The following is a 26,536-nucleotide window of genomic DNA, read 5'->3' as shown; positions in this document are numbered from 1 at the left end:
TTAAACCGCCTCCCTTTTAGTTGGCTTTTCTAAATAATGTTTCTTTAATTTTTCTTGGGATTCCAGAACAAATTTTTGCATGTTTTTAATATGCTCTTGATTATCTCCAGCTTTAGTATAACCCGATAGTTTTTCCCAATGATTGAGCTCTGCCTGTAAAGCGAATAATTTCTTTTCCCACTCAATTTCTTCATTAGATAATTTTTTTTGAGAACCTTCAGGATTAGGTTCTTCCTTAAATTTATAATCATATTTTAAAGCACTAATAAAATATGGAATAGGATAAAAACCTGTGAGCTCTTTTTTTGCATATTTCTTGGTATAGTTAATCTTCTCTTGGATATATTCTTCTGAGTAATTATTGATGATATTTTCTAACACAGCTCCATTTAATATGCCAAAAGTTGCTTTTATTTCTTTATTTATCTTCTCGTTTTCACTATCAATACAACTTACCTCTGATATTGTTGTATTTTTTTTGTTCTGGACTAACACCTCAAATCCAATAACTTTCCTACCAACTCTTATTGGCTCCAAACTAACAACAAAATTAGCACGATCATTAACCTCTTCTAATGAGGGAGAAATAACATTTCTCGTAAGCTCCCTCATACTTGGATATTTATGTTCAGGCACTCCTAAAATTTTTCTAAATGTATCTAACTGAATAATTTTATTTTTTTGTAAGTTAATAAAACGTGTGCTATTTTCATAAAGAGCATGACCATATTTTGATTCAAATTCAGATTGCAGATCAATGTCGATAGTACCGTATATAGATGGGTTAACTAGTAAATCAAGCATGATTTTATGAAAAGAAAAATTGATGGTATTATCTTGATAGAATGTAGGTGCACCATGTAATACTCGTAAATTTAAAAAAGAGATATCTGTAGGCACCTTATCTTTCAATAAATTCCATTCTATTTTTAATGATGCCAACCCATCAATGGACTCCTTTAGATATTGGGTATTATTACTATTGAACTTAACTGCTTTTGACAGTTTAGAAAAAGGCATATTACATTCCACAGCCACCGAGTTTTGATGGTTATTTATGCGGCCATCCCCTTTTATTGCTTCATATAAAAGCACATTAACAATTTTACGTTGCAATACGCTCATTAAAGAGTATGCATGAATAATTGTTACATGTTTACGTATTGTTTTCTCAGCGAACATTACCGATTCCGTTTGGCCTTTTTTCTTATTTTTTCCTCATTATTCTACTCAAAATAGCAGCGCGTATTATGGCAGTTTGAGGGCCTCTTATATCAGGATATTCCTTTACAACTTCATTTCTCATATCAGAAAAAAAACATCGTTGCTTAAATGTCATGTAAATCTTATCAAATACAAAATTTTCACTATTCCCTTCTGCATTGAGCACCATTTCTTTGTAATCAGGATTTTCCTTCAACATTATTATGGCTTCGTTCACCCAATCAGTTTTCTTTTTTAAATTATATTTTTCAGAATTTAACAGAATTTCTCTGAGTGACTCTTTTATTTCTTTATTAATAGTAAATGTAATAATTTTCTTGTCATCTTCATTATTATTGAGTTTTAGTTTATTCATTTTTATCGCACTTCCTGAGCAATTAGAGGAATTATTTTTTTAAAGCATTCCTCAACTGATTTACCATTATTCCATTGAACATTATTGCTTATCGTATTCATTTGCTCGACAATACTCTCGTGTAGAATGCTGCTTGAAACTAAGGCATCAAAGATAATTTTGGCAATATTTGGTTTTACCTTACCTAAACTAACATTTAGTTGTTTACGTCCTCTTATTTCTTTTTTTGTGACTAATGAAAATTCGAGTTCTTTTTTTAGCTTAACAATTGCATCAAAGGATAGATTTTTTATGGCAGCCTTTAAAAGAACTTGTTGATGTTCTGCATTTTCAACTGAAATAATTAATTCAATTAATTTTATATTCTCTATTTTTCCTTCAGCAATCGCTTGTTTTATTTCTGGGCTAGCTTGCAGAATCAGAATATATCTTCGAGATTGTGTTATGGACATTCCTGTTAAGTCACTTAGAACTTTTGATGTTATTTTCTCGTTATCATTTTTATCTTTATTTTCGTTTAAATATTCCTTAACAATAGCCTCAATACTCGCAACTCTTTCAGCAAGAGATAAGTCAACACGTTCATTATTCTCAATCCACTGTAGAACTCTTAACTTTGTACCGACTGGTCGTTGACTTGCAATTCTTGCTATAATTTCCTTTTTACCAGCAATTGCTGAAGCTAGGGTTCTACGTTCGCCAGCAATTAAACGACATTTGTTTCCAAATCTGTATACAAATATGGGATTAATTAACTGATCATCTAGAATAGTTTTCGCTAATGACTCAAGTGACTTCCAATCATTTTTCTTTTTTGCGTAATCAGGATCAGAGGGATCTATTCCATTCATAGCATCATGAAGGGTTAGTGCTAATTCACGATTGTTTTCTGGATCAAGTTCTATTTTATCTAAGGACAATACTTCTATTGACAGTTCCCCAGCGTAATCATTGGCAATCGCCAGTGTTCTTGATATGGCTTCCTTTGTCTCTCCGGTTTTGACTGAATTCAGTTTGAATTTACTAACCATAAGAAGCCTCCTTTTCTTCTATTTTGTTATATACATTATTAAATACTCTGTCATATACATAAGAGCACCATTTCTCACTTTCAATTCTAGCTAGATGCGTTTTCGGTAGATTAAATACGCAATTAGGTTTTGCATCTTCTACTACCAATTCTGAATATATAGTTCTTTGGGCGATAGGAGGTAACAACCATTCTTCTGATTTTTCTATTGAACGCAAATCATTAAGGAATTTAGTATGTACAGCTGTTTTACGAACTTGGTTAGGTAAAATTCCCGCTATTTTGATTGTGTCGTCTTTTACTCTTCTAAGTTGCTCTTGTGAAATTGCTTGAATCATGCCTATGGTTCCATTAATACCATATTGTTCAAGTTCAGTTGGTAATAGGCCATGAGTTGCTGCTCGCAACCCTGCCATTGTTAGTGGACCAAACTGTGGATTCGTATCAATAATAACAAATTGATAATCACTGTGGGTTGATAACATTTCTGTAAATTCTTTAAGACGATTTATAACCTTTTCTTTCACATCTACTTTTAGAACACGCTGTGCGTCTTCAAGTAAGGAAGCAAAAGAAGGAAAACAATGTAAATTGTCAACCCATGTTGGGTATGGATAAATAGATTTACCTATGAATATGTCTGCAATACTACTAACACCATCCCAATGTGGATCATCTTCTGGTAAGTTATTAGGATCCCACTCTGGATGTGCTTTAGGCATATAACCAGTTGGGTGAGCAGGATCTCTGGTGGTTGGAATTAAGCTAGATGAAGAATTACCTTGTGGGTCTAAATCAATAAATGCGCCTTTCATGTTTTTACATTTAGCTAGATATTGTGCAAGAGTGAGTGCAATAGTTGATTTGCCAATCCCTCCTTTGTTTCCTGCTGTTGTAATTACTTTCATCCATCCCCCTTCTTACAATAAGGTGTTTTGTACTATTTGTTATAGGCTATCTATTTTGAAATGAATTTGCAAGCGGTAATTTGTACTATTCATTTAAATTTATAAAAAAGAAAAATATATATCTTTTTTCTTCTATTCATAGATTCCTTACATAAAATAACAATAACTAATTGATTTTAAATGATTTATGAAAGGATCATTGTGTATCTATTTGGGAGTAATAGTGTAGGTTTATGAGTTTTTCTGTGTAGTAATATGGGGTTCAAAAGGTTTTTCAATCATATGTGTAGCTTTATGGGGTGTTGTGGTGTAGTTATATGGTAATGGTGTAGCTTTATGGGGTGTCTTTTATCTATAAACTTTTTAATGCAATGGATGATCGATTTTAGGCGGCTGGTTTTTTTGCTCTAGAAACTTTGAAAATTCGGAGTGGCTAGTGGTATTGTGAATCTTAGTAAAAGATTATCCTGATGTTTCTTTTGGTATACTTATCTTTTGTATTAAACTTTCTATCGTGCACTAAGATATGTTAAAGCGGATAGTACCACACTATATTTTTTGCATTTACTCGAATAAATTATATATTGATTGATTTTGATAATAGAACAAATTCGGGAATAGATATAAACGAATGTTATTCCCATATTCTACATTTTCATTTCTAGTTGTAACAGAATAACTTCATTCGCACGCCAAGGCGCGTAGTCCGCGATAGGCTGCAATTTATGCATACAGCCTGAAGGGACGCGGAGTAAATCTTTATACAGCCGTAGAGTCATTGGTGCAGGCGTACGCTTTGTTCGTTCAGAGCAAACGTGCCGGAAACAGGGCTGTCGCGGCCTTTAACCTGTCGCGTTGACGCGTGAATTCTGGGGACTGGGATGTTCCAGAATTTTTAACGAGGTAGCGACACGCTTATGTGATTAAAGAATCATATCAATTGCTACTTTGTAGCGGTGTTAGTATGTGATTAATTCTTGCCAAGTATCTTGATTATTAAGCAATATATGCAAGTAATAAGGATCCACGTATTGAGTTAAATCCATTGTATTTGTCTTTATCAATAGCGAGGATTATATTGTTTTAACGAATAATGACCGCTGGTGTTGTTGGAGCTAAGATTATCGTCTCTACTTGAATGGATAAATTGGTTTTTATAACTATGTATCTATTATCAAGGTAAATAGTTTTATCGCTTAGCATTTTTCAATAATCCCATTTAACGATAAGCTCTTTTCCCTCGCAGTATTGTTTAACTCATTTATAGATCTAAGAAATTTATTCCTGATTTAAGCAAAACTTGTTTTTTAAATATTAAAGTAATCAACCTGTACTCAGTGTGTGACGAATCAATCATCTACAAAAATTAATTAATAGAGTTGCATCCTAATTTTATGAAAATCTTAATCATCTTTAGGATGATGTTTTTTTGTTTTGGACGGTTGAATTTTTTATTAAATTTGATCCTGGTTCTGTTTCAATAAGAGCTTTTAATTTCACGAGACCTCTGCCTGGAATTATCGGTTTCATCAATTGTCCCCGGGGGATAATTTTAGTAACTCATTGATTGTAAACAATAAAAATAAATAATATTCTGTAATTCACATGGAGTTATGGAATGGTGTAGATTTATGAGGCGGCGAATTTTAGAGCAAATTATGATGATTACAAATTAACAGGAAAGGATTCAAACTTAATCGCAAAAATATAAACCACTACAACTTAACTGACTAAATATAAAATTGAGGAGGAAAAAATTTGAAGAATCATTTATTATACAAAGCGACATCCATGTTAGTTTAATTTTCCTTAACAGCAATGATAATGGAACAATACATTATAAATTAACAGTCTGAAATATTGGCGACTTATCATGGGTGTGATGCAATTAAAGCTGTAACGTAGAGGAATAACTATATGACTATTATTGATGCAAGACCTACATGTTTTTATCATCCGATAAAAGTCATTTTTTTAGATGATAACCGTGCATTTTTGGATGCGTTAGATTTAGAATTTGGCGAAAAATTTAATATACTAACACTTACAAATTCAGATAAAGCTTTTCAGCTGATTGATAACGATAGTCAGGATGTTAGCCAATCAATTTTCAAATTGATGAATGATGTTAATCTAGATACTACTAATGATCGGGTTATTGGATTTGATGTTAGTAAAATGTTAAACCTGATTTATGATAAAGCAAGGTTTGAGCATGCACCACTGTTAGTTGTGGACTATCAAATGCCCGCTATTAATGGAATTGAATTTTGCAAAAGACTTAAAGAGAGAAAAGTCTTTAAAATTATGTTAACTGCAGAAGCAGATAAAGATACAGCGATCAAAGCGTTCAATAATGGCCTAATTGATAAATTTATACTCAAGACAAGTGAAAATTTATATCCAGAAATTACATTAGCTGTGCATGACCTAACTCAGCGCTACTTCAGAGAGTTAACAAAGAATATAGTTAATGCATATGAAAACTCCATTAATGATTTATTTGATAATGAATTATATCAGCAATTATTTGCCAATGTTCAAACGCAGGCACAATCTGTTGAATATTATCTAGTTGATAATTCAGGGAGTGTTGTATTTCTTGATAAAGATGCCAAACCTACATGGCTTATCATTAGACACGTAAAAGAGTTATCTGATCAATTAGATTTAATGCAGGGATATGAGCTACCCGAGCAGACTATGGCCGCGGTTGCAAAAAAAGAAAAAATATTGTTCTTGTTATCAGAAAAAGAATATAAAAAACCAATAGCTGAGTGGGTTAACTATTTATTTGATGCGCAAAAGCTAGATAACAATTACTACTACAGTATTACCAAAGATCATTTAACCGATTCTATAGATTGGGGAAGGGTGATTTCATATTCCTCATATCTAGCAGAGAGATAATATAGAGCGTTCTTTTAGCTCTGATAAAGAGCAGCAGGACATTGGTATAGAGCAGGTTCTTCAGGTTTTGCCTACTATTATTAAAATCAAAGAGAGTATTACAGAATTAACTCAATTAGTAACACATGAATTAAGAATAAACTGTTAACTTTATTCAACTTTGATTACCATATCCCTCGAAATTAACTTAAGTTTCAAGGAATGCTTCATGACGAACATCAACAATAATAAAGCTGCATTAGTGACCGGAGCCAGCCATGGAATTGGTCTTGAACTCGCTAAAATTCTTTTAGGTGACGGCTGGGTTGTCTATGGAACAGGACGGGATGTGAGCAGCTTAGAGGATACTAAAGCGCTATATCCTCGTTTTGTTCCCATTCAATCGGATTTTACTCGCAATAGTGATATCGAACAGGTTGCTAAAATTATTAATGATTCTGGAATACTTCTTCATCTTTTAGTTCAAAATGCAGGAATGAAAAGTCCTCCACGTCCGTTGACCGAATACGATTGTGATAGTATTGACGAAGTTTTTCAGGTTAATTTATTAGCTCCAATGAAACTTACGGCACTTCTTGCAGTACGGATGCCTGAGAAGTCTCGGATTTTATTTGTTACATCAAGAGCTGCCACTCTGAAACTTAAAGAAAGTTCAACATACTGTGCCAGTAAAGCGGGTTTGGATGAAGTAACTGCTATTGTGAGAAAAGAGTTAGCAGAGAAAAATATTGGTGTGTCTTGTGTTATTCCAGGGGAAGTGGATACAAGAATTCAAAAAATTTTAAGAGAAACAACTTCATTTCATCTACATAAAATGTTTGATGAGGCTTATCAGTCCGGTCAATTAATAAGTCCGGAAACTTGTGCGGAATTCCTCAAATGGTTTCTTTGCGACTTATCTTTTGATGAGTTTAAGCAAAGCAATATGCCCGTTTCCATCTATGAAGAGTGGCATCATTCATTCTGGCTTAGAGATAGGAATCAGTTACCTCCTTTTCCTTTCTAATTTATTTATGAACTTTTACGATTAATTTCAATAAAAGTTTCAACTTGGGAGAACAGATGCTTAGTTTGTTCTATTGTTTTTTCAAGGCATTATTCTCTTGCGGAGAGCATGCCTCCCATTCTTTCTACAATTGTTTCCTCGATAATCCGATCATGCCTTCTAAATAATTTTTAATTGTTCCCAAATGCTGATAGCCTTGTTTAAGGTTTCTAAAGGGCAAATCAAAATAAAACGAGGGCATTAAGTCTCGACACAAGATCATTGAAGTCATTGGTTGTGGTGTTAATTCGGTTCAGGGATTAGTCGACTTATAGCTTATACTTATTTTTCTGGTTTTTCTTATTTATCTGATTGAATGGTGTAGCTTTTTAGGCTATGATTGAAGCTTAATTGGCTTCAATATAAAAATCATGTTTGATACTTCAATATTGTTTTCTGAATATCGGCGGCGTGTGCTGGCACTTTTATTGCTTCATCCTGATGAGCGTTATCATGTCCGAGAGATTGCGCGGTTAACGAATACCACAGCGGGTACACTTCATCGAGAACTATCCAAACTTGCTAAATCCAAAGTACTTCTGCGCGAGCAGAGTGGTAATCAAGTTTATTACCAAGCAAATCGAAATTTTCCTATTTATACGGAGCTTGCAAGCATTTTAAAGAAAACGTCTGGTTTGGTGAATGTGTTGTTTGATTTTTTAACTCCATTAGCTGAAAAAATTGAAGTAGCTTTTGTTTTTGGTTCGGTGGCCAAAGGAACTGAAAACCTTGGAAGTGATATTGATGTGCTTATTATTGGTGAGGTTGATTTTACAGAAGCAGTTGAGGCTCTTTATGCTGCTCAAGCTAGCTTAGGGAGAGAAATTAATCCCAAAATATATTCCAGGGAACAATGGAAGGCATCTTTACAAAAACAAGATCTTTTCATTCAGGAGGTTTTAAATAATCCCAAGCTATTTATTATGGGAGCTGAACATGACCTTGGATAATTTAATTGGCATCAGCCTGGAAAAAATACCACCTCACCCAGATACCATAAATCGGCTTTTGAATGCTGCTGAACGTAATATTGTGGATTCAAAAATTGACTTGGTTAGCGCGGAGAATCGCTTTGATGCTGCCTATAAAGCAATTATGCAAATAGCAAATGCAGCACTTCAATCTCATGGATATCGAACCTTGACTTCTAAACCAGGACATCATCAAACGATGATTCAGTTATTGCCTCAGACTTTAGGTATTGATAAAAAAACAGTGATTATATTGGATGCTATGCGGAAACAACGCAATATTGCAGATTATTCTGGCGATATTATTCCTGAGAGTGCAGTAATAACTTGTATTGCTCAAGCAGAAGCATTATTAAAAGATTTTAAAAAATGGCTGAGTATTAATGATGGAAAACGAGCGAACAACACATAACTGATGGCGCAACATAAGATTGGAAATTTGGAATCCAGGAGGACTCCCTCCATCATTAACTTTAGAGAAATTACGTCATCCACATGGTTCTGTTCCAAGAAATCCCTTGCTTGCTGAGCCATTGTATTTAACGAAATATATCGAGCGTATGGGAACTGGTACAGGGGATATGATTCGTCGTTGCCGTGAGGTTGGACTGCCAGAGCCTGAATTTTCTATCTCTGATGGATTCAAGACAACCATTTGGCGTAAATCATCATCGATGACCGGACAAGTTGCCGGACAAGTTGCCGGACAAGTCGATCCATGGGTTGAGCGGGTACTCAGAGCATGTGAGCTAAAAGGTGAGCTGAAAAGTATAGAGCTACAAGAGGTAGCAGGAATCAGGCATCGAGAAACTTTTCAACGTAATTATCTTGATCAATTGCTCAGGGATGAGTTAATCGAGCGTACTATCCCAGATAAGCCTAAAAGTAGATTGCAAAAATATCGCTTGTCCCAAAAGGGAAAAATTTTATTAGAAGATTTATCTAAAAATAAAAAATAGAATTAAGTGGTGGTTAGAAAACAGAAAGGGATAAAAGCAATTACTAAAGTGACTTTGTTTGGATGATTTCTTGTTTAAAGGACCAGTTTTAGCAAAACATCACTGAAAGTCAATTTTTATGCACTTAAGTAAAAAAATCAACTTCCATATTTTAGTTTTAAGCGTTGTTTTGACTATAACTAATGGTTTAGGTTGCATAAAAAACATCGTTTCATTAAGCGCTATTAAAACGCATTTAGAATAACTCTGTATATTTAATAATCATTCAACATAGATAGATTCGATATTAAAAGGGAAGCTCAGTTGGTAATGCGTGCTTTGAATGCGAACCTTTAGGTGGTTGGTGGGATTCAAAAAGCATCTGTTCAGGTAACCTTATGTCTACAGCACCATTAAGACTATTGAGTCACTAAAAAAGGATGACTGAACACAAATTATCCGATAGAATGATCAAGATTTAACCGTTCCAGGAAAGGCGCTCGGTTGATTGTTGTTTCAAACCCAATTAAGGAAACGTGGTAATGAGTAACATTCTAAATATTAAAAATCAATTTCCCCTCTCAATGTGTAACCGTAAGACCTTATTTTCAGGGTTTTTAGACCTTACCTCAAACACTTTAATTACATCTCAATCCAATACGTAAAAAGGTACTGGTTCCCGTCATCATGCTTATCTTAAGATTAGTCTGATAATCATGTGACACTGTTTAGCATGGATGACTCACTCGTTGTAAGGAAGAATCATGACGTATCAAAAACTGGAACTTGAGTTGGTGTCTTCACTCCATCAGTCAGAAAATATGGAGCAGGACGACCTCAATCAAAAAACAAAAAAAGATAAAGAACGTTTTGAGAAGATTGTAACCACTCAAAATAAAATACAAAGAATTAAAGCAGATCTGAATCAATTGATTCAGGCGATGAATCAAAATCCAAGTCTATTATCTCGGGCTGCCAGCTTTTGGAATGAAATCCCTTTGTGGCAAAAAATTACCGCAGGTGCAGTGCTCACCGTACCTCTTTTGATGATTGGCATCATGGCAAATCTTGCAGCCCTTATTACGCTCAGTATTGTTACTGGGATAGTTTATACGGTAAGTAGTATCCTTCTTGATAATCATCAGAGTCAAAATACAGATAACATCGAAGGTTTAAAGGCAGGAATTTCAAGTCTTGCTGATCTGCTGGACTCGGTTATTTCAACTTTAGAGCTCTTGCGCGAACAACTGGCCATTGAAATTGATGCATTCCAGAAAGAAAATGTGCACCTGACTGAGAATATCGAACAATTTTCTGAACAGATTAAATCATTAAAGTCGCAAATCAATGAGTTGACTGATACCGAAAAAGCACTGCGTGCAACTCAGATTGAACTCGAACTTACTGCCGAAAAGCTTAAAGGCTCAATCGATGAGCAGTCTCAAGCTTTAGAAAACACTCAAAAAGAATTGGAGCAGGTTGTAAAGGCGTATCAAGAAAATCAAAATCAGTTGTCTGATAAAATAAAAGAACTGGATGACATTAAAGAAAAAATGGGAAAAGAAGTGGAACAGGCGAGGGCAGTTGGACTTGTCTTAAGTGGAACAGTGGAAACATTCTCTAACATGGTGATTCAAGACAAAGAACAACAGGCTGCTTTTCAAAAAAGATTGGAGGAATTTTTAAACAATAAAGAGAAAAGCTTTGTTGAGGTAGCAGGCCGAATTTGTGAGGCCGAACACAAACTTTCAGTGGTTACAAAACAATTAGAAGAAAGTAATCAGAGGTATCGTAAGCTTTTAGACAGGCAGGAACAACAGATTATTCGCCTGGAACAAATGGATGTGTATCAATCCGATGAGGTGCAGGATTCATTTGATGGTGTTAAGCCAAGCATTAATGGGTTTTATGCAATAAAAAAAGAACCTCCATTTTTGTCTGCCCCTACCCATGGAGTTGCGATGGTCGCTGTAGTATAAGTGGGGCTATTTTTCTTGAGGCCTGTGTTTGAACAGGCATTGGCTTTAAGATTAAATGCCCGCATAGGGAAAACCCATCAATTAATGCTTTTTTGCAGCATTTATTTTGAACTAAAACGAGTCAACTAACATGGAAATAAGAACCGTAGCCTTTGAATCCGATTTAATGATTACCCTGGAAGGTAATCAGAAGGTAGTTATTACTCCCTTTAAGACTCTTGAGCCTGGCAACTTTAAGTTGGGTATTGAGGCTCCTAAAAATATATCCATTAACAGACAGGAAATCCATTTAAGAAAACAAGAACAATTAAAGAAAGATGAGGGTTAGGGAACTGGTGCTATTTTCGTAATCTGTTGCATCGCAAAGAGGTGAAAAAAATTATTCAATAGGTAGAAAGTAGATTGAATTAAAAGGAGGTTCCTCTATATTGATATGATGGTGATCGTGTTAATGGGTATTTTTGAGCATTAATTGGGAACAAGAAAAGGCCATTCTAATATGTCAGTCAAAATCACACTGTATCGTTGGGAAGGACAATATGGTCCTTTCAAAATCAAAGTCCCTTGTGGTGAATGTTCACTCACCAAGGATATTATCTTGGATGCGATTGCAACGGATTTAAAAGACATTCCTGTCGAATTGGACATTCATGCCTGGCTTAATGAGTGGTGGAAGCCGTTATTGAAAGGGGCGTGGCATGCCCCTATTGTACTGGTTGAGGGTAAAGTGATTAGCCAAGGCCATGCTCTGAATCGTGGGGTGTTAACTCAAGCGGTGATTGAGGCTCATGCAAAACAAACCACATTAACTGGGAATCATATTTTTGGTAAAACTAATTGCATCCACTGCCAGCATGCCAAACAGTATTTCGAAGAGGCCAAACTTTCTTATGAATTTCACGATGTGGTAAAAAATCCAAGGGACTTGTATGAAATGCTGGCACGGGTTAAGCCCATTGTTGGTGCAAAAACACCGATAACTGTTCCTCAAATATGGCTTGATAGTCAATACGTTGGAGGAGCTGAGGAATTAAGTGCCATTCTTGGGCGAGAGGTTGAGCCTAATCCTGAGCGAGGGATTTGCTCTCTTACCGCAAAAGGCCATGAGAAAAATTAAACCACTGATTAAATCAGTTCAACGTCTTCTGCTTGCAAAGACAATGTGATTAAAGATACCAAAGACTGGAGAAAAAAGTAATTATTTTCTTGTGCTGATTATTATTGCACCGCCTAAGATAATCATAGTTCCATGTGAATTAGTCATGATGATTCTCCTTAGGCTCCAATGTGGTGAAAAGAGGGGCAGAGGTTATTTGGTCGATGCTGTTTACACGGATGCAGTAAGTGCTGCAATGCCACTTTTAATCGCCTTAACTCTTCAATTGGTGGATATCATTATTCTGGGGACTTTGTCTTATAAGGCCTCTGTGAATTCACAATCCAGCAAGGTTTTTATGAATTTACTGTGACTCCAAACGGAACAAACAGTGTTTTCCCATCGATTTGCACTTGGGCAAACATTTTAATAAATCCTACTTTGTTGGGCTCTATATGAAATAGTAATTCAGGTCCTCCTCGTTCCGTATTATTTGTAGGTTCCTTGCCCATAGGATGAACATGAGTTACTGTTTTAAAGTCCTCATTAAAACCAACAATGTGAGCATAAGCACCCATAATGGGTTCTAGGGTATGAACTGGGTTTTCCTTTGCATCGGTGATATCAATTTTGCCCATGACTGCTTGACCGACGTGCAATGGTGTTTTATCAAAAGACAATTTAAAATGGTAGCCATCAACAGTACTTTCAAATAATGGTTGTCGATGAATAGGATTTTCCAATTTCTTTTTGGTTTTTGGGGAAGGTAAATCAGCAACTACATATTCTTGGGTTTTTGTATTAGTCGGTATCAGATCAGCCCATGCTCGATAGGAGGCACGCTTAAGCGTAGGCTGCCATTCAAATTGATAGATGCCTGGTATCGTTGTTTCGACTGGATGGACATGACTGTAGTCAAGAAGTGTATCATCGATAATCAACAAATGAATCTTTTGTGTATGTGCTTCAATAAGATCGTTTAAGGTGATTGGTTTATTGCTTTTGGTGTCAATTAATTTGATTAATACCAGTTTCTTGTCCTTTTTATCCATTATCTCTTGAATAGATAATTGCAAGGTATTTTTTGATTTCAAAGAATGTGTCGATTGATTGTTCATCATGCGTTGATTAGGTTTTTCGGAGAAAGCAGTAGGATAATATGAGTTAATGAATATCAAGCTCATTAGGGTGATGGCAAATTTCTTCACAATATTTTCGTCTCCAAGAAAACCAATAGGTTTTAAAATAGTTTCTTATAGTTATATTTTGTATGCTATTTATTTTAATCAGTAAATAGAATGATATCATGATTGTCTTTTTAAGACAGGCATTAAATATAAGTAGAGGTACCCTAAATGTTGGTTAGGATCGTCAGCGATGGTTCTTTGTTGGGATGACGAAATGGATGTGATACGTGTCAATTAATTAGTTTAATATTTCAAAAAACTAACTCAAATTTTGAATCGGTTTAGGATACGAAAAAAGTGAGCTAAAAACAATTCAACTATCATTCAATTAATTCAAAACAAAGGGACAAAGTTTTCTTTTGCACGTAAATTTTTTTAGGTTTTTTTGAGGACACATCAAGACATTTTAATTGAGCTTCTCAAAGGTTATTCCTAGCTAATTGTTCGTCAAAGCATAGAACACTTTGTTTTGACTTATCCATACCAAAGAGTCTATATTGTAATTATTTCCTTTAAAATCAAGGATAGAAATTATCATGAAACAAAGTCATTGGATGGTTTTGGCGTGTTGTTTAGTCCTTACTGCGTGCATGAGCAGTGGCACGAGTAGTAAGTACACTAAAAGTCTCGAAGAGCATGTCGCTCAAGGTCATGTTGGCCATGGTGGCGGTGGTGGTCGCTAACACTAAAATCTTTATTACTCAATCCTAAAGATTCATATGAGCGCTCATCCTATAAAGTCTAAGAACTATTAATCTATTCGGGCACTAAAAATTGAGATAAAATGATGCGCACCACATCATAGTGGACGGGCGAATGCAAAGGATGGCTGTCATGGCAGAACAATGGCACGAAAAAGCACCTGCAGATATGGTGTTGTTGTTTCAAACCGACTTATCTTTAGGACTATCTGAAAAAGTAGCAGAACAGCGGCTAAAAGAAGTAGGACCTAACCTGCTGAGTCAACAGAAAAAAACATCCCCTTTCGTCATTTTTTTGCAGCAATTTGCAAGTGTGGTGATTTGGGTACTTTTAGGTGCTGTTGTTGTGTCTTTTTTGTTGGATGAAAAAGCCGATGCCATTGCCATTTTGGCCATTGTCATTTTAAATGCCATCATCGGATTTTTTTTGGAATATCGCGCTGATAGGGCAATGCTTGCGCTTCAGCAAATGGCTGCTCCCAAAGCAACAGTGCTTCGCGATGGCCATGCGAAGGTGATAGCCGCTTCTGATATCGTACCAGGTGATATTCTTCTTTTTGAAAGTGGCGATTTAATTGCTGCCGATGCTCGTCTTTTTGAATTATCAGCGCTTAAGGTTAATGAGGCGCCACTCACGGGTGAGTCGATACCCGTTGCTAAAAATCTGGATGTTTGCACTGCCGAGACGCCTCTAGCTGACCGTAAAAACATGGTGTTTATGGGGACTTCTATAGCCGATGGCACCGGTCGCGCGCTTGTTGTGGCGACTGGCATGCAAACGGAAATGGGGCACATTGCCAAAATGCTGGGTGAAGCGTCTCGTGATGAAACACCTTTACAGAAAAAACTCAATCAAGTGGGGTCTCGTCTATTGTGGCTTTGCTTTTTCATTATCATTGCCATTTTTGGCTTAGGTCTTTTACGTAATATCTCTCTATTCAGCTTATTCATGAGTTCAGTCAGTCTTGCGGTGGCTGCAATTCCTGAAGGCTTGCCTGCTGTTGTCACGGTGGCTTTAGCGCTTGGGGTGCAGCGTATGGTACGGCGTGCCGTACTGGTAAGACGATTATCGGCGGTTGAAACACTCGGCTGTTTACAAGTCATTTGCACCGATAAGACAGGAACGTTAACCGTAGGTGAAATGACCGCACGTCAGCTTGTGACAGCAAGTGATGTTTATAGCATTCATGGGGAAGGCTATAACCTCTCGGGAGGATTTACTCTTCAAGGTCAAGAAATTAATGTGTCAGAAGACCCGCTGTTGCAAGCTACTTTGCAAGCGATGGTGGCTTGCAATAACGCGAGTTTTGAGAGCCAAGATGGACAAATGGCAACCGTGGGAGACCCAACTGAAGTGGCGCTTTTGGTTGCTGCTGCCAAAGGAGGCATTTGGCAAGGGGAACTGCAAACTTCTTATCCCCGTATCAAAGAGTTACCCTTTAGTTCCGAACGCAAACGCATGACGGTTGTGTGTCGACAAGACCATGAACACATCGCTTTTGTAAAGGGAGCACCCGAACTCATTTTGGAGCGCTGTACCCATATTTTGACCAAAACAGGCATTAAAAAATTAACACCGAATGATAAAGCGCGCATGAAACAATCCTGCGAACTCATGGCCAGCGAAGCATTGCGACTGTTAGCTTTTGCGAAGCGCCAATTAGAGCCTACAGCTTTAGAAAAAGAAGACGACGAGATTGAACATAACCTGGTGTTTTTAGGTCTTATTGGTCTTCAGGACCCACCTCATGCAAGTAGCAAGGAATCCATCAGTCGCTGTAAAAAAGCCGGCATCAAACCGGTGATGATTACAGGAGACCATCCTGACACGGCAAGAGCCATTGCCAAAGAGCTTGGCATTTTGGAAGCAGGGGATCGATTACTCACCGGCAATGAACTTGAAAATATGCCAGAGGAGGAATTTAACCATTGCGTCAAAGACATTGCTGTTTATGCTCGGGTGACGGCGGAGCATAAATTAAAAATTGTACGGGCCTGGAAAAAACAACAAATGGTGGTGGCGATGACAGGCGATGGGGTGAATGATGCCCCTGCTTTAAGAGAAGCCTCTGTAGGGATTGCGATGGGAAAAACAGGCACAGCAGTGACCAAAGAAGCCTCTGACATCATTGTCATGGACAATAACTTCACCTCAATTGTGGCAGGTATTGAAGAAGGTCGCACGATTTACGATAACATTGCCAAAACGCTTGCCTATTTGTTAGCAGGCAATAGTGGGGAGTTACTGGTTGTGTTTGTAGCACTTTTAATCGGCTGGCCTCTGCCGTTACTTCCTATCCAATTATTATGGATTAACTTAGTAACCGATGGTTTGCCGGCCATTGGCTTAGCTACCGATATGTCAGAGCCAGGGATTTTGAATCGTCCACCCAGAGCCACGCAAAAATCCATGATGGATAGGGCGTTTTTCAAACGAGTAACCTTTGTGGGTTGTTTAAAGGCTTTAGTAATCCTTAGTGTGTTCGCTTATGAATATTTAATCGATAAGGATTTAATTCAAGCCCAAGATGCGGCCTTTTCTGTTTTAGTAACCGCCGAGCTTTTATGGGCCTTTGGAGCGCGAAGCGACACCAAAAACATTTGGCAAGTGGGATTGTTTTCCAATTTAAGACTCTTTTTTATTGTAAGCATCAGTTTTTCCCTGCAGGTCTTGATTCACCATATTCCGGTATTGCGCGAATTATTTGGGATACAACCGGTCTCATTCACCCAATGCCTGGTTTGGATTCTATTAGGCATGGTGCCTTTGTTAGTGATAGAAGCTCAGAAGCGGCTAAGGAAGGCACCCAATGAAGCATTCTAGTGCTAAAAAAATGATTTGGACTATTCTCTTAGGTTTCTGTTGTTTTGCAGGGCCAGTATCTTATGCCAAGACACCGCCTGCTTTAGCGCAGCTAATCAAGGAGGCCACGCAAAACAATCCTCAAATTCGTGCGGCCCGCGACCGACTATTGGCCGCAATCCATGTGATTCCACAGGCAAAAGCACTACCCGATCCGAAGCTTAATGCAGGGTACATCAACATGTCTGAGAATATCCCTATGGATGTGGATCCAAGACGCGAGCAAATGTTGGGTGGCCAACAAGAAATTCCTTTTCCTGGCAAACTCATTGTGCGAGGAAGGATAGCAACGCTCGAGGCCAAAAGAGCGGAAGCAGAATACCAAGCCACTAGTTTCGCCGTCATTGCTGAATTAAAACGGCTCTATTACGATCTTTATTTTGTCAATAAATCCATCGAGATCGTACAAAGAAACCAAGAACTTCTTCATGAGATGGAAAAGAGTGCTGAAGCGACTTACAGTGTAGGGAAAACACCCCAACAAGATATTTATCGTGCCCAAACGGAGATTTCTCGTCTTTTGATGCGCCTGGTGATATTGAAGCAACAACGAGAATCGCTACAAGCCGATATCAACCGTCTTTTAAATCGTTCGTTAGAAATTAAAATCGATACACCAGGAACACTCCCCGTAACGCCCATGGGGCATAATTTAGAGTATTTTTATACCCTTGTTAAGAGCCGTTCACCGCAATTAATCATGCAACAGCGCGCTGTTCAAAAAGGACGGCAAGCCATCCGCTTAAGTAAAATGGAGTATTTCCCGGATGTGGAAATCGAAGGGGGACGACTTCATGATACGGCGATGCACACCAAAGGCTATCAAGTGTTGTTAAAAGCCACTGTGCCTCTTTATTTCATGCAAAAACAAAATAACGCCGTGCGCGAATCACTTGCGCGGTATAATGCGGATATTGAGGATTTGCAGACCACCTATCGTATGCTTTCCTTTCAAGTGAAAAATGCCTATTTGTTGGCAGAGCGCTCGGCAAAACTCATTCATCTGATTCAACATACCATCATTCCACAAGCCACTTTAACATTTACTTCATCACAAGCCACCTATGGTGTTGGCAAAGTGGATTTCTTAACGATGCTGAATAATTTATTGACGCTGCAAGAAAATGAATTGGAATGGCACGGTGAACTCGCTGAACATGAAAAAGCGATTGCACAAATCGAAGAAAGTACAGGGACGTTCTTATGAATCTTAAGCTAATAATCAAGAGTGTGGTTATTTTGAGTTTACTTTCGTTGTTGCAGGTAACTCAGGCGCAACAGGCCATGGATAATCATGGCAAGATGGACATGAAACAGTCCACTCAAGAAAATGAGATTGTGATTGATCCGGCTCGTTTACAAGCCATTGGCATTACGTCAGAGCCGGTGCGTCGTCAAGTGGTTGAAAAAATAATCCGTACCGTGGGGCGTATTGAAGCCGATGAGCGGCGTGTTGCCCATATTCATGTGCGCTTTGATGGGTGGATTGAAAACTTATTCATTAATTTTACCGGAGAAAAAGTCAAAGCAGGACAAGCTCTGTTTACTGTTTATAGTCCGGAACTTGTAGCCACTCAGCAAGAATATTTGCTCGCCCTTAATGCCCAAAAAATATTAAGCAAAAATACGACATCGAGTGCAGCTCGTGGTGCGCAGTCTGCTTTTCAAGCAGCCCATCAAAGGTTGTTGCTGTGGGGGATTTCCGAAAAAGACATTGAGCAATTAAGACGTACGGGCAAAATCACTCGGACGATGACGATTCATTCCCCCATCCAAGGTACGGTTCTTAAAAAAATGGCGCTGGTGGGCATGCGCATTGAGCCAGGAGATGAACTCTATACCATTGCTGATTTATCACGCTTGTGGGTTTTAGGGGACATTTACGAATACGAGCTTCCTTATATTCGTCTTGGTCAAATGGCTGATTTGACTCTTACCTACTTGCCCAATGAATTATTTAAAGCCAAGCTTGATTTTATCTATCCTACGATTGACATGAAAACACGTACAGCCAAGGTTCGCTTTGAAGTGGACAATCAAAAGGAGCAATTAAAACCTGGCATGTATGTTAACCTGGAACTCAAAGTACCGTTGGGTGAACGTCTTGTGGTCCCTAAAAATGCTGTTCTACTCACAGGTGAGCGCGCAGTGGTGTTTATTTACCATGGCAATGGCAAAATTGAATGGCGAGACGTGACCTTAGGAGTTAGGGCAGGGGATTTGCTTGAGATAATCAAAGGGGTTAAAGAGGGCGATCAAATTATTACATCGGCCAATTTCCTCATTGATTCGGAAAGTCAATTAAAAGCGGCCATGGGAGGCATGCAACATAAATAGACTTTCTATCCCGCTATAATGGGAAAGAAGCTCTAATAAAGAGGCGTAATTTGGCCTTAGAATAAAGGGATTTTATGGTCGAACGGATTATTGAATTTTGTGCACGCAATCGTTTTATTGTGTTGCTTTTTGTGCTTGGGTTTTCTTTCATGGGTTACATTGCCTTGAAAAATACCCGTATGGACGCATTGCCTGACATTTCAGATACTCAGGTCATTGTGTATACGACCTGGATGGGGCGCTCGCCCGATCTGATGGAAGATCAAGTCACTTATCCCATTGTAACAGCCCTCTTATCCGCACCAAAGGTTGTTGCTGTGCGAGGATTTTCTGATTTTGGTTTTTCTTATGTGTACATCATTTTTGAGGACGGAACTGACATTTATTGGGCGCGTTCTCGTGTCTTGGAGTACATGAGCCAACTGGCCGGAAAATTACCCGAAGGGGTCACCCCACAATTAGGACCTGATGCGACACCGGTGGGTTGGATTTATCAATACGCTTTGGTGGATGAAAACGGCAAACACAATCTGGCTGAGTTACGTACGTTTCAAGATTGGTATTTGCGCTATTGGTTAAGAGCGGTTCCTGGGGTGTCTGAAGTAGCCAGTGTGGGAGGTTTTGTCAAGCAATACCAAGTCAATTTGGATCCAGTCAAAGTCCTTGCCTACAACCTATCGGTTCCTGAGATTGTTGAAAAAATTCGCATGAGTAATAACGACACCGGTGGTCGAGTCATTGAGTTTTCGGGCGTGGAGTACATGATTCGTGGTCGCGGATACATAAAGTCTACTGAGGATATTGAAAAAATTGCCGTGGGCACCAATGCCAATGGCACACCGATTTTATTACGTGATGTAGCGACTGTTCAGCTTGGCTCGGACATGCGCCGCGGGGTGGTCGATTTAAATGGCCAAGGCGAAGCCGTGGGTGGCATTGTCATCATGCGCTTTGGTGAAGACGTGCTGCAAGTGATTGGTCGCATCAAGGATAAATTGAAAGAATTAGCTTCGGCAATCCCGGAAGGGATAAAAATGGTTCCTGTGTATGACCGAAGTCATTTAATCCGGGAAGCGATTTCCACGGCCAATTGGAACTTGATTGAAGAACTGGTGGTGGTTGGGTTACTCATTATTGTGTTTTTAGGGCATTTTCGCTCGGCATTGATTCCTATTATTACTTTGCCGCTGGCGATTTTGATTTCGTTTATCCCCATTTATTTCTTACATGTCGGACTGAATATCATGTCCATCGGAGGCATTATTGTCGCCATTGGCGATATGGTCGATGCGGCCATCATCATGGTCGATAATGCCCATAAACGCTTAGCGGATTGGGAAGCAAAAGGAAGCCCAGGTGATCGCACCCAGGTGTTAATCGATTCGGCGAAAGAGGTGGGGCCTGCCATTTTTTCATCCCTTTTGGTCATTGCCATCTCCTTCATGCCCGTTTTTACCTTGGAAGCTCAAGAAGGGCGGCTGTTTTCGCCCTTGGCTTATACTAAGAATTTGGCCATTTTCATGAGTGCTTTACTTGCCATCACCTTAATTCCTGTCCTATTGCCTCTTTTGGTGCGTGGTCGAATTATCCCTGAACAAAAACATCCGATTACTCGCTTGATGCAAACCATGTACGCGCCCGTGTTGAAGCTTGCTTTGAGGTATCGCAAGTTCGTAATGGGAATTGCCATTGTATTGGCTATGGCCACCATTCCTCTTTATAAACTCATTGGCTCTGAATTCATGCCCCCTCTTTATGAAGGGACGATTTTGTATATGCCGGTTACTTTACCGGGTATTTCGGTGACGCAAGCGACGGCTTTGCTTCAAGAAATGGATAAGAAATTAAAAGCATTTCCAGAGGTGGCACACGTTTTTGGCAAGACGGGAAGAGCCGAAACGTCTACCGACCCTTCTCCATTTAATATGATGGAGGTGATTGTGGAGTTAAAGCCTAAAGAATTTTGGCGCAAAGGAGTGACTTATGAAAGCCTGGTGAAAGAGATGGATGAAGCGTTGCAATTCCCAGGTGTGAGTAATGCTTGGACCATGCCCATTAAAGCGCGTAATGACATGCTCACCACAGGAATTCGGACTGCTGTAGGAATAAAAATTTTTGGCCCCGACATTAAAAAAATTGAAGCCATTGGCAAAGAAATTGAAATGGTGGCCAAAGAAGTAAAGGGCACCAGTACGGTTTATGCCGAGCGGGTGGCTGGAGGCTACTTCCTTGATTTTCAAATTAATCGGGACCAGTTGGCTCGCTATGGTTTAACCATTATGGACGTTAATCGCATCATTGAATCGGCCGTGGGTGGTGAAAACATTGCCACCACGATCGAGGGGCGTGAGCGCTACCCAGTGAATGTGCGTTATTTGCGAGAATTGCGCGATGACCCCGACAAGCTCAATCGTATTTTAGTCAAAACACCCAGTGGTGCGGAGGTACCCATCGCGCAATTGGTGACGCTAACTTTTCGTTCAGGACCTGCCATGGTTCGCGATGAGAATGGCATGTTGGCGGGTTATGTCTTCATTGACATCAGCGGCCGAGACATTGGCGGCTATGTGGAGGAGCTAAAGCAAGCAGTCAAAGTCAAAGTGAAATTGCCTCCAGGTTATACATTGGCCTGGTCGGGACAATATGAGTTCATGCAACGGGTTTATGAGCGACTTAAAATTTTTGTGCCACTGACCTTAGCTATTATTTTTGTTTTATTTTACTTTACCTTCCGCACCATTACCGAGACTTTGATGGTGATGTTGGGCGTTCCCTTCGCTTTATTTGGCGGCTTTTTGCTGCTTTATGTATTAGGGTACAACATGAGTATTGCCGTTTGGGTCGGGATGATTGCGCTTGCAGGAGTTGCTGCTGAAACCAGTGCCGTGATGCTTGCTTACCTTGATTCCGATTACAATGAACAAAAGGAAAAAGGGTTGCTCAAAACATTGCCCGATTTAATTCAGCTGGTGCAACAATGTGCGGTCTCCCGCATTCGTCCCATGGCCATGGCGGGTCTTGCTAACATCATTGGCCTATTACCGGTCATGTGGGCTACAGGCATTGGGGCTGATGTGATGAAGCGTCTTGCCGCTCCTATGGTCGGTGGGGTTTTTTCAGCGCTACTGCTGACCTTAATTGTGATTCCTGTGGTTTATGTGATGTGGCGGGGCCAAATGGATTTGAAAAAAACAGCAGACTTAACGGAGGCAAGATGAAATTAACTTTTTTAGGAGCAACTGAGACGGTTACTGGTTCTAAATATCTTTTGACCGTCGGTTCTAAAAAAATCCTGATTGATTGCGGTCTTTTTCAAGGCTATAAAGAATTACGATTACGCAACTGGGCTCCTTTACCTATTGACCCCCATGATATCGATGCGGTGATTATCACTCATGCGCATATTGACCATACGGGTTATCTTCCCTTGCTCGTCAAAAATGGATTCCAAGGCAAAATTTATGCAACACCGGGTACCAAAGCACTGTGTTCCATTTTGTTACCCGACAGTGGTCATCTGCAGGAAGAAGAAGCCCGCTTGGCCAATAAGTATGGATTCTCCAAACACCAACCTGCTCTTCCTCTTTATACTGAAAAAGAAGCTCATACTGCATTGCAGTATTTTGAAACCATTGATTTTGATACCCCGCATCAATTATTCCATGATTTCAGTTTTGTGTATCATCGTGCTGGTCACATTGTGGGTGCGGCCATGGTCAAAATAAAAACCCAAAAAGGTTCCATTGTATTTACTGGAGACATTGGCCGTCCTTATGATCCCGTTATGAAAGCCCCTGCCTTCATTCAAGAAACGGATTATCTGGTGATGGAGTCCACCTATGGTGACCGATTGCATGATGCCACAGATCCTTTGCCTCAAATGGCTCAGGTGATTAATCAAACCGTTAAACGAGGGGGCTCAGTCGTTATTCCTGCGTTTGCAGTAGGGCGTGCGCAAAGTCTTCTTTATTTTATTTATGAACTGAAACGACAAGGGCAAATTACCAAAGACCTTCCTGTCTTTTTAGACAGCCCCATGGCCATTGATGCCACTCATTTACTCTGCACTTATAAAGAAGACCACCATTTAACTGCAGAACAATGTCGTGGACTATGCCATGTTGCCACCTATGTGAACACACCTGAGGAGTCCAAGGAGATTGACCGTCATCACATGCCGCAAATCATCATAGCGGCCAGCGGCATGGCGCAAGGCGGCCGCATTCTGCATCATTTAAAAGCCTTTGCGCCTAATCCTAAAAATACCCTACTTTTTACTGGCTTTCAGGCGGGTGGCACTCGTGGTGCTCGAATTGTGAATGGGGAGAAGCAAGTCAAAATTCACGGGAGTTTTATTCCGATACAAGCTAAGGTCGTAGTCATGAGCAGTACATCGGCTCATGCCGACTACCCGGAATTGTTAGAATGGCTAACTCATTTGACTAATCCGCCTAAAAAGGTTTTTATCACCCATGGGGAGCCTCACAGCGCCCAATCGCTAAAACAGAAGATTGAGAAGCAATTAGGTTTTTCTTGCACCATTCCTTCTTATCTGCAAACGGAGGAATTGTGGTGAGTAAGCAAACCTCTCATGGGCTTCGGTTAAAACATTTAGGGATTAAAACCTATCACGAAGCTATTATTTACATGCGCGAGGATTGTCATGTTTGTCATTCGGAAGGATTCGAAGTACAGACCCGTATCCAAGTGACTTTAGGTCAGCGCTCTATTATAGCCACTCTTAATGTGGTGACCTCAGAGCTACTTCAGCCTGGTGAGGCTGGTTTGTCGGATTACGCCTGGGAGTCTTTACATGCCAAAGAAGGCGATGAAATTCAGGTCTCCCATCCAAAACCCTTGGAATCCTTAAGCTATGTGCATACCAAGATTTATGGCAAAGAACTGTCTTATGAACAAATGAAGGTCATCATTGATGATGTGTTAAGCGGTCGTCTTTCTGATGTACAAATCTCCGCTTTTTTAGCGGCAAGTAGTGCAGGACGTCTAACCCGTACGGAAATCATGAAACTCACCAAAGCCATGATAGACAGTGGTGATCGCTTATCCTGGTCTTCACCTCTGGTCGTCGATAAACATTGCGTGGGAGGATTGCCGGGAAATCGCACAACTCTGATTGTAGTTCCCATTGTGGCCGCTTTTGGATTGATGATTCCAAAAACATCATCACGTGCCATTACATCACCCGCGGGGACTGCGGATACCATGGAGACTTTAGCTCCAGTCCACTTAAGTCCCCAAAAGATGCGCCAAGTGGTTGAACAAGAAAACGGCTGTATCGTATGGGGTGGGGCTGTGAGTTTAAGTCCTGCTGATGACGTGCTCATCCGTGTGGAACGAGCCATTGATTTAGATAGTGAAGGGCAATTAGTGGCTTCCATTCTTTCTAAAAAAATTGCAACAGGTGCTACGCATGCAGTCATTGATATCCCCGTAGGACCTACTGCCAAAGTCAGGAATCAGTCTATGGCGCTCCTTCTGAAACAATCGCTTGAGGAGGTAGGTAACGAGTTAGGATTGGTTGTCCATACGATATTGACCGATGGGTCGCAGCCGGTAGGACATGGCATTGGCCCGTCGTTAGAAGCTCGCGATGTAATGTCAGTATTACAAGGGTTGCCTGATGCCCCCAATGATTTGCGTGAACGAGCGTTGACGCTTGCAGGTGCTGCATTAGAGTGTTCTTCGAAAGTTCAACCGGGTTTAGGGAAATCCATTGCGAAACAAATATTGGAGAGTGGGAAAGCGTTTAAAAAATTTCAGGCCATTTGTGAGGCCCAGGGTGGGATGAGGGAATTGACCAAGGCACGTTTTACTCATCCTGTTGTGGCTGCAAAGGAAGGAAAAGTCTCCCTCATTGACAATCGAAAGCTTGCAAAAATAGCTAAGCTTGCTGGTGCGCCAAAATCGAAATCGGCGGGTATTGACCTCCATGCCCATGTCGGCGAATCCGTTGAACAAGGCGAACCTTTGTTTACAATTCATTCGGAGTCCTCAGGGGAGCTCAATTACGCTTGTGATTTACTTCGCGATAAACAAGACATCATTATTTTAGGAGAAAATTCTTGAAGCCTCTGTTATGTTCATTATTTGATTCTTCAGAAATTGCCGGACAATTACAAAGGACACTTCAAGTGGAGGTGGGTAGGGTCACTTTTCATCGTTTCCCTGATAGAGAGTGGTACTTAAAAATTGATTCAGAGGTTAAAAATCGCAGCCTTATTGTAGTGGACAGTTTAAACCAGCCGGATGAAAAAATACTGCCTTTGTTGTTTTTTGCCAAAACAGCTAAAGAATTGGGTGCTCAAAAAATCGGCTTAATTGCCCCTTATCTTTCCTACTTACGGCAAGATAAACGTTTTCATGAAGGCGAAGGAATTACATCACGCTATTTTGCAGACATTTTATCCACTTCATTCGATTGGCTCATGACGATTGATCCGCACTTGCATCGCTATCACTCTTTAGATGAAATTTACTCGATTCCTACCTTTGTTTTACATGCCACAACCTATATTGCCGCATGGATTAAACAGCATGTTCCGAAGCCCATGATTATTGGCCCTGATGTGGAAAGCGAACAGTGGGTGGCAGACATTGCAGAAAAAGGTTCTTTTCCTTATGTCATTTTGGAAAAAGTTCGTCATGGTGATAAAGAGGTGGCTATTTCAGTACCCAATCTACTTAAGCTTGAATCGTCAACCCCCATATTGGTGGATGACATTATCTCTACCGCGAGAACCATGGTAGAGACGGTGAAGCATTTACACCAAGCAGGAGTTAAGTCCGTTGTTTGTATTGGGGTGCATGCATTGTTTGCACAAGACTCTTATTCCCTATTATCAGGAATAGAAGGGGTGCAAATCATTACGTGTAACACCATTCGTCATGTCACCAATGCGATTGATGTCAGTGATTTGATTGCGAAGGATTTAGCACAATATAAGTTGGCAAAGACTTATAAAAAATAAGTT

Annotated in this window: 22 protein-coding genes; 17 read left to right on the top strand and 5 right to left on the bottom strand. The window is 39.6% G+C overall.

The genetic code is table 11. The features are described from left to right. The 4 genes from A8O27_RS14810 to A8O27_RS14795 are packed head-to-tail and all read right to left on the bottom strand — an operon-like array spanning position 1 to position 3,517. Entirely contained in the window at positions 1-1,182 is a 1,182-nt protein-coding gene (locus A8O27_RS14810; RefSeq protein WP_058460921.1) for a replication initiation protein, read from the bottom strand. Positions 1,183-1,207: 25 nt separating this feature from the next. After that, positions 1,208-1,579, bottom strand: coding sequence for a hypothetical protein (locus tag A8O27_RS14805; RefSeq protein WP_058460922.1), 372 nt, complete (start codon positions 1,577-1,579; stop codon positions 1,208-1,210). A 2-nt stretch (positions 1,580-1,581) separates the two neighbouring features. Further along, positions 1,582-2,610 (bottom strand): ParB/RepB/Spo0J family partition protein, encoded by a 1,029-nt coding sequence (locus A8O27_RS14800; RefSeq protein WP_058460923.1) that lies wholly within the window; start codon positions 2,608-2,610, stop codon positions 1,582-1,584. Next, on the bottom strand, positions 2,603-3,517 hold the full coding sequence (locus A8O27_RS14795; protein ID WP_058460924.1) for a ParA family protein: 915 nt from the start codon (positions 3,515-3,517) through the stop codon (positions 2,603-2,605). Before A8O27_RS14795 ends, A8O27_RS14800 begins: the two co-directional genes overlap by 8 nt. Before the next feature lie 1,917 nt (positions 3,518-5,434). Here A8O27_RS14795 and A8O27_RS14790 point away from each other — a divergent pair. The 9 genes from A8O27_RS14790 (at position 5,435) to A8O27_RS14750 (ending at position 12,829) form a co-directional block, all read left to right on the top strand. Further along, the gene (locus A8O27_RS14790) at positions 5,435-6,427 is read left to right on the top strand and encodes a response regulator (RefSeq protein ID WP_058460925.1); all 993 of its coding nucleotides are present in this window, start codon (positions 5,435-5,437) and stop codon (positions 6,425-6,427) included. A 208-nt stretch (positions 6,428-6,635) separates the two neighbouring features. After that, positions 6,636-7,433: an SDR family oxidoreductase gene (locus tag A8O27_RS14785; RefSeq protein WP_082642503.1), complete on the top strand. Its 798-nt coding sequence runs from the start codon at positions 6,636-6,638 to the stop codon at positions 7,431-7,433. A gap of 410 nt (positions 7,434-7,843) precedes the next feature. Further along, positions 7,844-8,422 carry a nucleotidyltransferase domain-containing protein gene (locus A8O27_RS14780; protein ID WP_058460926.1) on the top strand — a complete coding sequence of 193 codons (579 nt, stop codon included), beginning with the start codon at positions 7,844-7,846 and terminating at the stop codon, positions 8,420-8,422. Next, on the top strand, positions 8,409-8,855 hold the full coding sequence (locus A8O27_RS14775) for a hypothetical protein (protein ID WP_058460927.1): 447 nt from the start codon (positions 8,409-8,411) through the stop codon (positions 8,853-8,855). The genes A8O27_RS14780 and A8O27_RS14775 overlap by 14 nt, the downstream gene beginning before the upstream one ends. A 19-nt stretch (positions 8,856-8,874) precedes the next feature. After that, complete coding sequence (locus tag A8O27_RS14770; protein ID WP_058460928.1) at positions 8,875-9,402, top strand: Fic family protein; 528 nt, start codon at positions 8,875-8,877, stop codon at positions 9,400-9,402. Between the two features lie 743 nt (positions 9,403-10,145). Beyond that, entirely contained in the window at positions 10,146-11,360 is a 1,215-nt protein-coding gene (locus A8O27_RS14765; RefSeq protein WP_082642504.1) for a LegC2/C7 family Dot/Icm T4SS effector, read from the top strand. 130 nt (positions 11,361-11,490) lie between these two features. After that, a complete protein-coding gene (locus A8O27_RS14760; RefSeq protein ID WP_058460929.1) occupies positions 11,491-11,688 on the top strand; it encodes a carbon storage regulator in 198 nt (65 codons plus the stop codon). Between the two features lie 171 nt (positions 11,689-11,859). Beyond that, positions 11,860-12,477, top strand: coding sequence for a glutaredoxin family protein (locus A8O27_RS14755; protein ID WP_058460930.1), 618 nt, complete (start codon positions 11,860-11,862; stop codon positions 12,475-12,477). Between the two features lie 145 nt (positions 12,478-12,622). Further along, positions 12,623-12,829 (top strand): hypothetical protein, encoded by a 207-nt coding sequence (locus A8O27_RS14750; protein ID WP_131744465.1) that lies wholly within the window; start codon positions 12,623-12,625, stop codon positions 12,827-12,829. On the opposite strand, the gene A8O27_RS14745 is transcribed toward A8O27_RS14750, so the two are convergent. Continuing rightward, entirely contained in the window at positions 12,813-13,664 is an 852-nt protein-coding gene (locus A8O27_RS14745; protein ID WP_058460932.1) for a DUF8832 domain-containing protein, read from the bottom strand. The genes A8O27_RS14750 and A8O27_RS14745 overlap by 17 nt on opposite strands. A 515-nt stretch (positions 13,665-14,179) precedes the next feature. Between A8O27_RS14745 and A8O27_RS19085 the strand changes: the two genes are divergently transcribed. The 8 genes from A8O27_RS19085 to A8O27_RS14710 all read left to right on the top strand — a co-directional run bounded on the left by A8O27_RS19085 (position 14,180) and on the right by A8O27_RS14710 (position 26,533). Next, a complete protein-coding gene (locus A8O27_RS19085) occupies positions 14,180-14,326 on the top strand; it encodes a hypothetical protein (RefSeq protein WP_016356828.1) in 147 nt (48 codons plus the stop codon). 151 nt (positions 14,327-14,477) lie between these two features. Continuing rightward, positions 14,478-17,168 (top strand): cation-translocating P-type ATPase, encoded by a 2,691-nt coding sequence (locus A8O27_RS14740; RefSeq protein WP_058460933.1) that lies wholly within the window; start codon positions 14,478-14,480, stop codon positions 17,166-17,168. After that, positions 17,155-18,414 carry a TolC family protein gene (locus tag A8O27_RS14735; RefSeq protein WP_058460934.1) on the top strand — a complete coding sequence of 420 codons (1,260 nt, stop codon included), beginning with the start codon at positions 17,155-17,157 and terminating at the stop codon, positions 18,412-18,414. The genes A8O27_RS14740 and A8O27_RS14735 overlap by 14 nt, the downstream gene beginning before the upstream one ends. After that, positions 18,411-19,544, top strand: coding sequence for an efflux RND transporter periplasmic adaptor subunit (locus A8O27_RS14730; RefSeq protein WP_058460935.1), 1,134 nt, complete (start codon positions 18,411-18,413; stop codon positions 19,542-19,544). The genes A8O27_RS14735 and A8O27_RS14730 overlap by 4 nt, the downstream gene beginning before the upstream one ends. Positions 19,545-19,618: 74 nt before the next feature. Then, on the top strand, positions 19,619-22,762 hold the full coding sequence (locus tag A8O27_RS14725; protein ID WP_058460936.1) for an efflux RND transporter permease subunit: 3,144 nt from the start codon (positions 19,619-19,621) through the stop codon (positions 22,760-22,762). Next, entirely contained in the window at positions 22,759-24,120 is a 1,362-nt protein-coding gene (locus A8O27_RS14720) for an MBL fold metallo-hydrolase RNA specificity domain-containing protein (RefSeq protein ID WP_014843650.1), read from the top strand. The genes A8O27_RS14725 and A8O27_RS14720 overlap by 4 nt, the downstream gene beginning before the upstream one ends. Further along, positions 24,117-25,631: a thymidine phosphorylase family protein gene (locus tag A8O27_RS14715; protein ID WP_058460937.1), complete on the top strand. Its 1,515-nt coding sequence runs from the start codon at positions 24,117-24,119 to the stop codon at positions 25,629-25,631. The genes A8O27_RS14720 and A8O27_RS14715 overlap by 4 nt, the downstream gene beginning before the upstream one ends. Beyond that, on the top strand, positions 25,628-26,533 hold the full coding sequence (locus tag A8O27_RS14710; protein WP_058460938.1) for a ribose-phosphate pyrophosphokinase: 906 nt from the start codon (positions 25,628-25,630) through the stop codon (positions 26,531-26,533). The genes A8O27_RS14715 and A8O27_RS14710 overlap by 4 nt, the downstream gene beginning before the upstream one ends. Positions 26,534-26,536: the final 3 nt, after the last annotated feature.

It is taken from the genome of Legionella bozemanae (genome assembly GCF_001648595.1).
Lineage (GTDB): Bacteria > Pseudomonadota > Gammaproteobacteria > Legionellales > Legionellaceae > Legionella > Legionella bozemanae.
Note: the sequence above shows the minus strand (reverse complement) of the source record. Positions and strands in the feature narration are given on the sequence as shown.

Coding starts and splice junctions, on each gene's coding strand:
- A8O27_RS14775 (WP_058460927.1), top strand. CDS start 8,409: ATGACCTTGGATAATTTAATTGGCATCAGCCTGGAAAAAATACCACCT.
- A8O27_RS14740 (WP_058460933.1), top strand. CDS start 14,478: ATGGCAGAACAATGGCACGAAAAAGCACCTGCAGATATGGTGTTGTTG.
- A8O27_RS14800 (WP_058460923.1), bottom strand. CDS start 2,610: ATGGTTAGTAAATTCAAACTGAATTCAGTCAAAACCGGAGAGACAAAG.
- A8O27_RS14725 (WP_058460936.1), top strand. CDS start 19,619: ATGGTCGAACGGATTATTGAATTTTGTGCACGCAATCGTTTTATTGTG.
- A8O27_RS14755 (WP_058460930.1), top strand. CDS start 11,860: ATGTCAGTCAAAATCACACTGTATCGTTGGGAAGGACAATATGGTCCT.
- A8O27_RS14735 (WP_058460934.1), top strand. CDS start 17,155: ATGAAGCATTCTAGTGCTAAAAAAATGATTTGGACTATTCTCTTAGGT.
- A8O27_RS14785 (WP_082642503.1), top strand. CDS start 6,636: ATGACGAACATCAACAATAATAAAGCTGCATTAGTGACCGGAGCCAGC.
- A8O27_RS14750 (WP_131744465.1), top strand. CDS start 12,623: ATGATGATTCTCCTTAGGCTCCAATGTGGTGAAAAGAGGGGCAGAGGT.
- A8O27_RS14765 (WP_082642504.1), top strand. CDS start 10,146: ATGACGTATCAAAAACTGGAACTTGAGTTGGTGTCTTCACTCCATCAG.
- A8O27_RS14805 (WP_058460922.1), bottom strand. CDS start 1,579: ATGAATAAACTAAAACTCAATAATAATGAAGATGACAAGAAAATTATT.
- A8O27_RS14810 (WP_058460921.1), bottom strand. CDS start 1,182: ATGTTCGCTGAGAAAACAATACGTAAACATGTAACAATTATTCATGCA.
- A8O27_RS14795 (WP_058460924.1), bottom strand. CDS start 3,517: ATGAAAGTAATTACAACAGCAGGAAACAAAGGAGGGATTGGCAAATCA.
- A8O27_RS14720 (WP_014843650.1), top strand. CDS start 22,759: ATGAAATTAACTTTTTTAGGAGCAACTGAGACGGTTACTGGTTCTAAA.
- A8O27_RS14790 (WP_058460925.1), top strand. CDS start 5,435: ATGACTATTATTGATGCAAGACCTACATGTTTTTATCATCCGATAAAA.
- A8O27_RS14780 (WP_058460926.1), top strand. CDS start 7,844: ATGTTTGATACTTCAATATTGTTTTCTGAATATCGGCGGCGTGTGCTG.
- A8O27_RS14760 (WP_058460929.1), top strand. CDS start 11,491: ATGGAAATAAGAACCGTAGCCTTTGAATCCGATTTAATGATTACCCTG.
- A8O27_RS14730 (WP_058460935.1), top strand. CDS start 18,411: ATGAATCTTAAGCTAATAATCAAGAGTGTGGTTATTTTGAGTTTACTT.
- A8O27_RS19085 (WP_016356828.1), top strand. CDS start 14,180: ATGAAACAAAGTCATTGGATGGTTTTGGCGTGTTGTTTAGTCCTTACT.